Source organism: Silvania sp. (assembly GCF_051656365.1).
Lineage (GTDB): Bacteria > Pseudomonadota > Gammaproteobacteria > Enterobacterales > Enterobacteriaceae > Enterobacter > Enterobacter hatchlandensis.
In genome coordinates, this window is record NZ_JBOGBT010000003.1 from 17,470 (window position 1) to 29,748 (window position 12,279).

12 protein-coding genes are annotated in these 12,279 nt (G+C 53.8%); all 12 read right to left on the reverse strand.

The features are described from left to right. Nucleotides 1-5 precede the first annotated feature (5 nt). Nucleotides 6-602, reverse strand: a complete 597-nt coding sequence (gene rnhB / locus ACRDD5_RS00340; protein WP_271282369.1) for a ribonuclease HII — start codon at nt 600-602, stop codon at nt 6-8. Then, a complete protein-coding gene (gene lpxB, locus ACRDD5_RS00345) occupies nt 599-1,747 on the reverse strand; it encodes a lipid-A-disaccharide synthase (RefSeq protein WP_438675556.1) in 1,149 nt (382 codons plus the stop codon). Before lpxB ends, rnhB begins: the two co-directional genes overlap by 4 nt. Continuing rightward, complete coding sequence (gene lpxA, locus ACRDD5_RS00350; protein WP_271282371.1) at nt 1,747-2,535, reverse strand: acyl-ACP--UDP-N-acetylglucosamine O-acyltransferase; 789 nt, start codon at nt 2,533-2,535, stop codon at nt 1,747-1,749. Before lpxA ends, lpxB begins: the two co-directional genes overlap by 1 nt. Before the next feature lie 3 nt (nt 2,536-2,538). After that, the gene (gene fabZ / locus ACRDD5_RS00355) at nt 2,539-2,994 is read right to left on the reverse strand and encodes a 3-hydroxyacyl-ACP dehydratase FabZ (RefSeq protein WP_006817227.1); all 456 of its coding nucleotides are present in this window, start codon (nt 2,992-2,994) and stop codon (nt 2,539-2,541) included. A gap of 102 nt (nt 2,995-3,096) precedes the next feature. Next, nucleotides 3,097-4,122: a UDP-3-O-(3-hydroxymyristoyl)glucosamine N-acyltransferase gene (lpxD, locus tag ACRDD5_RS00360; RefSeq protein WP_271282372.1), complete on the reverse strand. Its 1,026-nt coding sequence runs from the start codon at nt 4,120-4,122 to the stop codon at nt 3,097-3,099. 3 nt (nt 4,123-4,125) lie between these two features. Continuing rightward, on the reverse strand, nt 4,126-4,620 hold the full coding sequence (skp, locus tag ACRDD5_RS00365; protein ID WP_271265929.1) for a molecular chaperone Skp: 495 nt from the start codon (nt 4,618-4,620) through the stop codon (nt 4,126-4,128). Between the two features lie 118 nt (nt 4,621-4,738). Then, nucleotides 4,739-7,156, reverse strand: a complete 2,418-nt coding sequence (bamA, locus tag ACRDD5_RS00370; RefSeq protein WP_271282373.1) for an outer membrane protein assembly factor BamA — start codon at nt 7,154-7,156, stop codon at nt 4,739-4,741. Nucleotides 7,157-7,187: 31 nt separating this feature from the next. Further along, nucleotides 7,188-8,540, reverse strand: coding sequence for a sigma E protease regulator RseP (gene rseP / locus ACRDD5_RS00375; RefSeq protein WP_271282374.1), 1,353 nt, complete (start codon nt 8,538-8,540; stop codon nt 7,188-7,190). An 11-nt stretch (nt 8,541-8,551) separates the two neighbouring features. Next, on the reverse strand, nt 8,552-9,409 hold the full coding sequence (gene cdsA, locus ACRDD5_RS00380) for a phosphatidate cytidylyltransferase (RefSeq protein WP_438675557.1): 858 nt from the start codon (nt 9,407-9,409) through the stop codon (nt 8,552-8,554). A 12-nt stretch (nt 9,410-9,421) separates the two neighbouring features. Further along, nucleotides 9,422-10,180: a (2E,6E)-farnesyl-diphosphate-specific ditrans,polycis-undecaprenyl-diphosphate synthase gene (gene ispU, locus ACRDD5_RS00385; protein WP_271282376.1), complete on the reverse strand. Its 759-nt coding sequence runs from the start codon at nt 10,178-10,180 to the stop codon at nt 9,422-9,424. A gap of 188 nt (nt 10,181-10,368) precedes the next feature. After that, the gene (gene ispC / locus ACRDD5_RS00390) at nt 10,369-11,565 is read right to left on the reverse strand and encodes a 1-deoxy-D-xylulose-5-phosphate reductoisomerase (protein ID WP_271282377.1); all 1,197 of its coding nucleotides are present in this window, start codon (nt 11,563-11,565) and stop codon (nt 10,369-10,371) included. 94 nt (nt 11,566-11,659) lie between these two features. Beyond that, nucleotides 11,660-12,217, reverse strand: coding sequence for a ribosome recycling factor (gene frr, locus ACRDD5_RS00395; protein ID WP_271282378.1), 558 nt, complete (start codon nt 12,215-12,217; stop codon nt 11,660-11,662). Between the last annotated feature and the right edge of the window lie 62 nt (nt 12,218-12,279).

A 12,279-nucleotide genomic window follows, 5' to 3' on the forward strand; every position in this document is an offset into this window, starting at 1 on the left:
TTGACTCAGGACACCCGTCCCAGTGCGCGTTTCACCGGCCCAAAACTGCGGCGGTGGTGTTCAGTTGCGCCATGTTCAGCCAGTCTTTCCAGATGGAAAGCGGTAGGATACCCCTTATGCTGGGCGAAGCCATACTGGGGAAAAGTGAGGTCGAGCGCAGCCATTTCTGCATCGCGCGTGACTTTTGCCACGATCGAGGCGGCGCTGATTTCTGCCACGCGACTGTCGCCTTTCACCACTGCCATAGACGGCATCGGCAATGCGGGACAGCGGTTGCCGTCGATCAGCACGTATTCCGGGGCGATCTTCAGCCCGGCCACAGCGCGTTGCATCGCCAGCATCGTGGCGTGCAGAATGTTTAGCTCGTCAATTTCATGCGGTTCGGCACGGCCCAGACTCCAGGCCAGCGCTTTCTCGACGATCTCATCGAACAGCGCCAGACGGCGCTTTTCGGATAATTTTTTAGAGTCATTAAGACCCATAATCGGACGGGCAGGATCGAGGATCACCGCCGCGGTGACAACAGCCCCCACCAGCGGCCCACGGCCCACTTCATCCACACCCGCCACCAGATGGGTATGCGGATAAACAAATTCCATCATTTTGCTAACTCCAGCACCGCGTCAGCCGCCTGCTCATCGGCATTACAGCGGATCTGCAGATGCAGTTCCCGGAACGTGTCGTGCATTTCATGGCTGGTTTTACCGTCCGCCAGCAGCGGCAATAGCGCAGCGGCGAGCGCCTGCGGCTGGCACTCATCCTGCAGCAACTCTTTCACCAGCTCGCGTCGGGCCAGCAGATTTGGCAGTGAAACGTAGTCCGTTTTCACCAGCCGTTTTGCCAGCCAGAAGGTGAACGGCTTCATACGATAGCCCACCACCATCGGGCATTTCGCCAGCATGCATTCCAGCGCGGCGGTCCCGGACGCCAGCAGCGCGGCATCGCTGGCCACCATTGCTTCGCGGCCTTTGCCATCCAGCAGATGAACCTGCAGGTCGGGCGCGACCTCCGCTTTAATACGCTCAAACTGCTCGCGACGCTTGGCATTCACCAGCGGCACGACCACTTGCAGATCAGGGTAAGTCTGGCGCAGAATTTGTGCCGTTTTCAGGAAATCTGCGCTGAGCATTTCCACTTCGGCGCCGCGGCTACCCGGCAGTAACGCCAGGCAGTGGGCATTATGCGGAATGCCAAGCACGTCGCGGGCGGCGTTTTTATCCGGATCCAGCGGCATGGCGTCAGCCATTGTGTGGCCGATAAAGCGGCACGGCACGTTGAATTTATCGTAAAACGCTTTTTCGAAAGGCAGGAAGGCCAACACCAGATTCGTCGATCTGCCTATTTTGAAAACGCGTTTCTGTCGCCACGCCCAGACGGACGGACTGACGTAATGGATGGTTTTGATCCCCTGCTTTTTCAGATTCCCTTCGAGGGTAATATTGAAATCAGGTGCATCAATGCCGACGAAGACATCGGGCTTGAGTTCGGTAAAGCGGCGCGTCAGATCGGCACGGATGTGCAGCAAACGGCGCAAGCGCCCCAGCACTTCGACGATGCCCATCACTGCCAGCTCTTCCATTTCGTACCAGGCTTCGCACCCTTCCGCTTGCATCAGCGGACCGGCGACGCCGACAAAGCGCGCGTTGGGAACGCGCGCTTTGAGCGCACGAATAAGACCTGCCCCAAGAATATCGCCGGAGGTTTCTCCGGCGACAAGGGCGATCGTAAGCGGGCGACTATCGACCATTAACGAATCAGACCGCGAGTTGAGCGTGCGAAGAATTCCACAAACGCATTCACTTCAGGGTGCTGTTTCGCCAGTTCGGCGATTTCCGGCTTGGCTTCTTCTAACGTTTTACCGTTACGGTACAACTGCTTGTACGCGTTACGGATCGCCAGAATCGCTTCACGGCTAAAGCCGCGACGCTTGAGGCCTTCGACGTTGACGCCAAACGGCGTCGCGTGGTTGCCCTGGGCAATCACATACGGCGGAACGTCCTGCGCCACACCGGAGCAGCCGCCAACCATTACGTGCGCACCGATGATGCAGAACTGATGCACCGCGGTCATGCCGCCAATGATGGCATGATCGTCAACTGATACGTGACCCGCCAGCGTTGCATTGTTGGCGAGAATACAGCGGTTACCGATAGTACAGTCATGCGCAACATGCACGTTGACCATAAACAGGTTGTCGCTGCCCACCTTCGTCAATTCACCGCCTTGTACTGTGCCACGATGAATGGTGACGCTTTCGCGAATGCGGTTACGATCGCCAATTTCCACACGGGTTGGTTCGCCAGCATATTTAAGATCCTGGTTTACTTCACCGATGGAGGCGAACTGATAGATCTCGTTATCGCGGCCAATGGTCGTATGACCATTCACGACAACGTGAGATTTCAGTACGGTACCCTCACCAATTTCGACATGGGGTCCAACAATACAAAAAGGACCAATGTGAACGTTAGCACCAATAACGGCACCCTCTTCCACAATGGCGGTTGGATGAATAAAGGCGGTTTTATCAATCACGTATCAGGCCTCCCGGCTACGCGCACACATCATGGTAGCTTCGCAAACAACCTTGCCGTCAACCAGAGCTACGCCTTTGAAGCGAGTCAGGCCGCGACGCGTTTTTTCAAAAGTCACTTCCATGATCATCTGATCACCAGGTACAACCGGGCGCTTGAAACGCGCTTCGTCGATACCTGCGAAGTAATACAGTTCACCCGGCTCCAGTTTACCCACGCTTTTAAACGCCAGAATACCGGTAGCCTGAGCCATCGCTTCCAGGATCAGTACGCCCGGGAAGATAGGTTTACCAGGGAAGTGTCCCTGGAAGAATGGCTCGTTTACAGAGACATTTTTCACTGCGCGCAGAAAACGACCTTCTTCAAAATCCAGCACACGGTCAACCAGTAAAAACGGGAAGCGGTGCGGCAGAAGTTCTAAAATCTCTTCAATATGCAGAGTATGAGTGTCAGTAGTCAAAATACTCTTCCTGTCAAAATATCTGAATGGCAATAATAACACGGCCTGCCGGTTTATAAGAAAGCCGACAGGCCGAGAAGTATGCGTTAAATGGATGAACGCTTAGTCTTGTTGATCGATTTTGCGCTCAATGGCCTTGAGGCGCTTGCTCATATCATCAATATTCATCACCAGGGCAGCTGTTTTACGCCACGCCTTGTTAGGCTGCAGCGGAATGCCTGAGGAATAAACGCCCGGTTCGGTGATAGGACGCATAACCATGCCCATTCCCGTGACCGTGACTTTGTCGCATATTTCCATATGCCCGTTAATCACGCTGGCGCCGCCAATCATGCAATAACGGCCAATTTTCAGGCTGCCAGCCATAATGACGCCACCGGCAACTGCGGTATTGTCGCCAATCACAACGTTATGTGCAATCTGGCACTGGTTATCGATGATAACACCATTACCGATAATCGTGTCATCCAGCGCACCACGGTCAATAGTGGTACAAGCGCCGATTTCAACACGATCGCCGATGATCACCCGGCCAAGCTGGGGGATCTTCACCCAGTTACCGCGATCGTTGGCGTAGCCGAAACCATCCGAACCAATAACGGTACTGGACTGGATCAGGCAATGTTCACCGATTTCAATCTCGTGATACACCGAGACATTGGCCCACAAGCGAGAGCCGGCACCGATTTTGGTTTTTTTACCCACGAAGCAACCGGCACCAATGACGACGTTATCGCCCAGCACCACGTCGGATTCGATCACAGCATTTGCGCCAATCGATACGTTGTTACCCAGCTGCGCCGTCGGGTCAATCACCGCACTTGGGGCGATGTTTTGCGCCGGCTGCGGCGTGGTATCCAGAATTTGTGCCATACGGGCATACGTCAGGTAGGGGTTCTTCACTACCAGCGCAGCACCTGCGGCAAACGGCAAATCGTCCTGCGTCAGTACGACAGCAGACGCCTGGCAAAGCGCCAGATGTTCACGGTACTTCGGGCTTACCATGAAGGTGATGTTGCCTGCTTTAGCAGATTGCATGGACGCAACAGCGGTGATGACGATATCGCCATCACCGTGTAATTCTGCATCCAACTGCTGAGCTAAATCAGCGAGTCGAATTGAAGGCATTACTTATTTAACCTGTTTCAGGACATCAGCGGTGATGTCTTTAACATCGCTGCTGTTGAATGCAACAGCATTCGCATCAACCACCAGATCGATGCTCTGATCGGCAGCAACTGCTTTCACAGCGGACTGGATGCGGGTGACCAGCTTGCCACGTTCTTCGTTAGAACGACGCTGACGATCCTGCTCAAATGCCTGCGCTTTCTGAGAGAAGGTCTGGCGCTGAGCCATCACGTCTTTCTCCAGCTTGCTGCGGTCGCTCGCTTTCATGGTAGAACCATCGCGCTGCAGACGCTGCATTTTAGTTTGCAGATCTTTTTCCATACCCTGCAATTCGCCTGCACGGCCTTTGAACTCGTTTTCCAGTGTTGCAGAAACGCCAGTTTTCTGCGCAACCTGCTGGAATAAGTTACCCATATTGACGATCGCAATTTTGTCCGCTGCCTGAGCAGAAGTTACCATCGCTAAACCGAGACCTGCAGCTAATAACCACTTTTTCACAATTAACTCCTTACCATCCCATTGGTACCCGAAGGTACCGTTCTTTGCGTGGCAAGGCGATCGTGCGATCGCCAGTTGTCATCGCTACACTGCCAACGCATTCCTTTGCGGCGGGCAATTACCAGGTTTTACCAATGTTAAACTGGAATTGTTCCGCTTTGTCCCCTTCGTATTTCTTGAACGGCTGGGCGTAGGAGAAGACCAACGGCCCCAGCGGTGACATCCATTGTAGTGCGAGACCCGCAGACATACGAATATTGCTCGGATCGCTGTAGTCAGGGATGCCTTCGTTTCTCATCTGCTCGGTGTTATCCCAGTTAGTATCCCACACGGTACCCGCATCTAAGAAGAACGAGGTACGGACTGAGTTGGCATACTTATCGCTGATAAACGGCGTAGGCGTGATGATTTCGAGGCTGGCAACGCCCATGGCGTTCCCGCCGACGGCATCATCAGAACGGCAAACTTCTGAGGATGACGGCTTATCGCAGTTATCCGTGTCATTGCCGCCATTGTAGACCGCTTTCGGACCAATGTTATTGGACTGGAAGCCGCGCACCGTGCTCGAACCACCGGCATAGAAGTTTTCATAGAATGGCATTTCTTTGCCACCCAGACCGTCACCATAGCCCCAGCGCGTACGACCCAGAACAACCCACTTGTGGTCGTCATCAATTGGGAAGTAGGACGCGGTATCCAGCGTCAGCTTGTAGAACTCGTTGTCAGAACCTGGAATGGTCACTTTACCGTTCAGGTTGACGCGCGAGCCTTCGGTCGGGAAGAAACCACGGTCGAGTCGGTTATAGGTCCAGCCGTAGTTAAACGTGAAGTCATCCGCAGCAAAACCGTTGTCGTCGTTGTTCAGACTCGCAGGTTGCCCAATCGAGTCGAGATAACGCCACATCGCCACCTGAGGCTGCATATTGGACAGGTCGTTATGCACATAACCTAAGCCCGCACGCAGGGTGTTGTATTCGTTAATTGGGAAGCCGAGCGTTCCATCCATACCATAACTTTTGTTGGTATAGGAGGAGAGGTCTGCGTCATCCGCTTTAAAGTCGTTATAGAAAATACGACCGCCCAGACTCACACCGTCAACGGTGAAGTACGGGTTAGTGACGGAAAGCTCAGAGTAGGTCTGGTAGTCGTTCTTGGTTCCGTTGATACCAACGGAATAGCCCGTACCTAACCAGTTATCCTGCTGTACGCCAACCTGGAAGCTGATACCGCTCTCGGTGCCGTAGCCAACACCAAAGTTAAAGCTACCGGTGTTACGTTCTTTAACCTTGTAGACCACGTCTACCTGATCCGGTCTGCCCGAGACACGCTGCGTGTCGGTGTCGACGGTTTCAAAGTAGCCCAGACGGTTCAGACGCTCTTTACCCTGGTCAACCAGGTCGCTGCCCAGCCACGCCCCTTCCATCTGGCGCATTTCGCGACGCAGGACGGAATCTTTGGAGGTGCTGTTGCCTTCAAAGCGAATCTTACGCACGTAGAAACGGTTGCCCGCATCGACGTTAACGTGGAGCTTAACGGTTTTATCCGTATCGTTGATTTCAGGCTGAGTCTGCACGCGCGGGTAAGCATAACCATAACGGCCGAGCAGCTTTTTAATGCTGTCTTCCATTTTAGTCACTTTCGCACCGCTGTAGAGTTCCCCCGGCTGCAGTTTCGTCAGGGTCTCGATCTCTGCAGAGTGGCCCGCCAGGTTACCGCTCACTTCAACACCCGACAGCTTGTACTGATCGCCTTCGGTGATGTTAACCGTGATGTAGATACCTTTCTTGTCCGGGGTCAGACTCACCTGGGTAGAATCGATATTGAAGCGCGCATAACCGCGGTCCAGATAGTAGCTGCGCAGGGTTTCTAAATCGCCCGCCAGCTTCTGTTTCTGGTATTTGCGGTCACCCACCACGTTCCACCACGGCACTTCGTCGCGCAGCTGGAAGGTTGAGATCAGCTCATCAGTGCTAAACGCGTGGTTGCCCACGATGTTGATCTGCTGAATCTTCGCCGAGACGCCTTCCTGGAACACCAGCTTCAGGTCAACACGGTTACGTGGAAGCGGAGTCACCACCGCTTTTACGCTTGCGCTGTATTTACCGACGCTATAGTAGAAATCTTCCAGCCCTTTCTCGATATCAGACAGGGTGGTGCGATCCAGAGATTCGCCAACACGGACACCAGAGGCTTCAAGGTTTTGCTTGAGCATATCGTCTTTCACCGACTTGTTGCCGGAGAACGTGATACTGGCAATCGTCGGGCGCTCTTTTACCTGAACCAGCAGCGTATCACCATCGCGCAGGACGCGAACGTCCTCGAAGTTGCCAGTGGCAAACAGCGCGCGAATGGTATTACTAATATCTTCATCATTAACCGTGTCGCCCTGGCGCACTGGCATACTGAGGAGGGCCGCACCAACGGCGACACGCTGTAGGCCTTCGAAATGAATATCCTTCACTACGAACCCTTCAGCACCGTATACGGTCGCGCTGCTAAACAGCAGCGACGCTATGAGCAACTTTTTCATCGCCATCGTTATTATGCGTTCTTCCTAACTATCTCTCTTACAACCGAGAGAAATCATTGAAAAGTGCAAGTCCCATTAACAGCACCAGTAGAATCGAACCAATGCGATAACTAAAGTCTTGAACTCGCTCGGATACCGGCCCGCCTTTTAGCTTCTCAATCGCTAAAAACAACAGATGACCCCCGTCTAAAACGGGAAGTGGGAACAGGTTGATTATTCCGAGGTTCACGCTAATGAGCGCAAGAAACATCAGATAGTAAATCACCCCGAACTCTGCTGACATCCCAGCCCCCTGAGCGATCGAAATCGGCCCACTGAGGTTGTTCAGTTTTACGTCACCGGTAATCAATTTCCCCAACATTTGCACGGTCAGTTTCATCAGTTGCCATGTTTTATCCGTGGCTTCAAGGATGGCGCTGAACGGCCCATACTGGCGTATTGTCTTGTACTCATCAGGCAGCGGGATCACTTTTGGCACCACGCCCGCAAACCCTTCCGCCTTACCGCTTCCCGGTTTCGTATCCGGGATCAGCGTTAACGCGAGGGGACTCCCCTGCCTTTCTATCTCCAGCGCCAGCGGCGTACCGGGATTATCACGCACCAGAGTAACAAAGGTCATCCACTGCGTTAAAGGCTGACCATCGACTTTAACGATCCTGTCGCCCGCTTGCAAACCTGCTTTACGCGCCGCGGAATCCGCCTGCACTTCTGCCAGCACCGGTTCAATCTGCGCGCCTCGCGGTCGGATGCCTAACGCAGCGACCGGATCTTCTTTATCAGGTTCAAACGCCCACTGGCGCAGATTCAGAATTTTATCCTGACGCTGCTCGGAGCCAAAGGGAGAAACGCTGACAGTCGTCTGCTCATCGCCAATTTTGGCGACCAGCTGAAGCCTGACGGCATCCCAATCAGGGGTTTCGATGCCATCAATCGCTTTAAGTTCCATGCCCGGATTAATTTGCGCGCTTGCAGCGATTGAGTTGGGTGTAATTTCACCCACAACCGGACGCACGCCAGGGACACCGATGATAAACACCAGCCAGTAAGCGAAGATAGCGAAGAGGAAGTTTGCAATGGGACCCGCCGCAATAATCGCGGCGCGCTGACCAATGGTTTTGTTGTTGAACGCGTAGTGGCGCATTTCGGGTGCGACCGGCTCTACGCGTTCATCCAGCATTTTGACGTAGCCGCCTAACGGGATAAGGGCAATAACGAATTCTGTGCCACGGCGATCGGTACGACGCCAAAGCGCCTTACCAAAGCCAATGGAAAAGCGCTCTACCCGCACGCCACAGCGCCGAGCAACCCAGAAATGGCCAAATTCATGCACTGTGATAAGTACACCGAGTGCAACGATGAATGCTGCCAGATTCCAGAGAATGCTAAGCATAAAACCTTCCGTTAAATCGTCCCAAATACCAGTAAGAACAGGCATGCAAACACAGGAACTGCCGCCGTCAGGCTGTCTATGCGATCCAGAATACCACCGTGTCCCGGAATCAGATTGCCGCTGTCTTTAATCCCTGCTTCACGCTTAAACATACTTTCGGTCAAATCACCCAGCACGGAAGCCAGCGCAGCGATGATAGAACAGACCAGCAGCGTTGTCGGCGCAACCTCGAGGTTCGCCCATTCGCCATAACCCCAGGAAATGATCGCTGCGGTAAACAGGCCACCGATAAATCCCTGCCAGGTTTTCCCCGGAGAGACCTTCGGTGCCAGCTTATGTTTGCCAAACAGTTTACCAAACATATAGGCCCCAGAGTCAGCACCCCAGACGAGAATCATGACATAAAGCAGCCACAATGCCCCACTGTACGGGTTATCGTCGTAGTGCCAGGTGCGGAGTGCGAGCATTCCCCAGAAGAAAGGGACAATGGTGAAGAGCCCGAAAATCAGGCGCAGCACTTTAGAGTGACGCCATAGCGAAGCAGAGCCCGGATAGAAGAGGACCAGCAGCAGCGCGGCCAGCCACCATACCAGCGAAAGCCAGAGCGAACCGGCAATCAGCGGCTGATGAATATTGTGATGGTACTCTGGCAGCATAAATAGCATTAGCGCCAGCATCAGGCCGCACAGTACGGCCAGCCATACCCGCTGAGAACGCGAGGTAAAACCGCTAAATTGCCCCCATTCCCACGCGGCCAGCATGCAGACCACCAGGGTGACAATAGCGAATCCCACCGGAGGCAGTAAAAACAGCGCCGCGATGACAACAGGTATTAACACAAACGCAGAAATCAGGCGATACTTCAGCAAAAGCTACCCCCATCAGGCGTTTTCGCCACCAGGCTCGGTACCACCAAAACGTCGATCTCGATTGGCAAAGGCATGCAGCGCACCTTCAAAGTCTTGTTCATCAAAATCGGGCCAAAGAACATCCGTAAAGTAAAGTTCAGCGTAGGCGATTTGCCACAGCAAAAAGTTACTGATTCGGTGCTCTCCCCCTGTCCTAATTACCAAATCCACGGGCGTGAGTTCACTCATGCAGATTTGCTTACTCAGCGCCTCTTCATCAATTTGGTCCGGCCTTAATAGCCCTTCCTGAACCTGCTCAGCCAGATGCCGAACGCCCTGGACAATATCCCAGCGCCCGCCGTAATTCGCCGCGATATTGAGCGTTAATCCGGTATTTTGCCCGGTCAATGCTTCCGCTTTACGAATACGTTCCTGCAAACGTGAGTTAAAACGACTGGTATCGCCGATAATACGCAGGCGAACGTTGTGGCGGTGCAGGCTTTTTACTTCGCTGTCGAGCGCCCACACGAACAATTCCATCAACGCGCTTACTTCCTGCGCAGGTCGATTCCAGTTTTCACTGCTGAAAGCATAGAGCGTTAACGCGTCAATGCCGCTATTGGCGGCAAAAGAGACGGCGCGGCGAACGGATTTCGCCCCAGCTTTATGCCCAAAGGCTCGGATCTTCCCTTGTCTTTTCGCCCAGCGGCCGTTGCCATCCATAATGATTGCTACATGACGACAGCCATGAGCTGGCACGTTTTCGCTTATTGGTTGATTCGCAGACAACATAACGCGTTTTTGGTCCCTGAAAGGATTTAACGGTACTCAGGAATACTGAAGCCTTTACGTAAAAAAGCCGTGTCAAACCACGGCTAACCTGACTGCATAACCTCAACTACCCGCAATCAAGTGGCGCAGACTATATCACTGAAGCCCAACGCTAACAAATAGCATGACCGCTAGTGGGTGGAATATCACTAGCTTGCGAGCCGTGTCACCGCTTTTTGCGCAGTCATTCTGGCTTCGGCATCGACGGTCAGCACGTCATCCACGCTTTGCGGTTCACGTAAATCCATCGCCTCAAGCACGGACAGATTCAGCGCAGCAATATCCGTAAAGCGGATCCGCTGATCGAGGAAGGCCGCGACGGCAATCTCATTTGCCGCGTTCAGCGCCGTCGTCGCCGCCTGCCCCTGCTCAAAGGCTTGCATTGCCAGCTTCAGGCACGGATAGCGCTGATAATCCGGCGCGCTGAAGGTCAACGAACTTAGCTTGCAGAAATCGAGCGGCTTAACGCCAGAGATGACCCGGTTTGGCCACGCCATCGTATGGGCAATCGGGGTACGCATATCCGGCTCACCCAGCTGCGCCATTACGCTGCCATCCAGATAACGCACCATGGAGTGGATCACCGACTGCGGGTGGATCAGCACTTCCATCTGCTCTGCCGAGGCGTTAAACAACCAGCGGGCTTCAATGTATTCCAGACCTTTGTTCATCATGGTAGCGGAGTCGACAGAGATTTTTCGCCCCATCGACCAGTTCGGATGACGGCATGCCTGATCGGGCGTCATCGTGACCAGTTCAGACAGCGGCGTATCCCGGAACGGGCCACCAGACCCGGTAAGCAGAATAGAAGAGACCCCATTCTGCTCAAGGGAAGCGTACCCCAGGTTTTGCTGAAAAGGTTGCGGTAAACTCTGAAAAATGGCGTTATGTTCGCTATCTACCGGCAAAAGTCGCGCACCGCGCTGCTTGACCGCTTCCATGAACAGACGTCCGCAGGTGACCAGCGCTTCTTTGTTGGCCAGCAGAACCGTTTTACCGGCATCAATGGCCGCCAGCGTCGGCAGCAGGCCCGCAGCACCGACAATCGCCGCCATCACCTGATCCACCTCATCCAGCGCCGCCATCTCGCAGGCCGCCCGTTGACCACTCAACACCTCGGTCTGACAGCCATTAGCGGCCAGCAGCACTTTCACCTGGCGAGCACTCTCCTCGTCGTCCATTACCGCATAGCGCGGCGAAAACTCCAGACATTGCTCAACCATACGCTGAACGTTTTTTCCGGCAACGAGTGCGGTCACGGTGTAGTGTTCAGGATTATGGCGAACGACGTCGAGCGTGCTGCAACCGATAGACCCGGTTGAGCCGAGGAGAGTTAATTGCTTCATGAATTGTCCGGAAGTAGTGAAGTCAGCAAAGCAAAACGCCGCCAGCAAAGCCCATGGGCCTTCTGAACGGCGTTTTATCAGATTACGGCAGAAATCAGAACTGCATCAGTTCCGCTTCTTTATCAGCCAGCGCCGCATCAAGTTTCTTGATTGCTGCGTCAGTCAGTTTCTGTACGTCGTCCTGAGAACGGCGATCGTCATCTTCGCTGATCTCTTTGTCTTTCAGCAGCGCTTTCACTTTGTCGTTTGCATCACGACGCACGTTACGCACGGCTACGCGAGACTGCTCGGCTTCACCACGAACCACTTTGATCAGTTCTTTACGACGCTCTTCGGTCAGCGCTGGCAGTGGAACGCGAATGTCAGCGCCCGCTGAGCTTGGGTTCAGACCCAGGTCGGAAGCCATGATCGCTTTTTCAACAGCCGGACCTAACGAACGATCGAAGACGTTGATTTTCAGCGTACGGGTATCTTCTACCGTTACGCTCGCCAGCTGACGCAGCGGGGTTGGCGTACCGTAGTAAGGTACAACGATGCCATCCAGCAGGCTCGGAGAAGCGCGGCCAGTGCGCACTTTGCTGATTTGGTTTTTGAACGCTTCTACGCACTTGTCCATGCGTACTTCAGCATCTTTTCTGATCTCGTTAATCACGTTACGAATCCTTGAAAACTTGTCTCAGGCAGACTATCCGCCAGCACCACTGTTAAAAGATG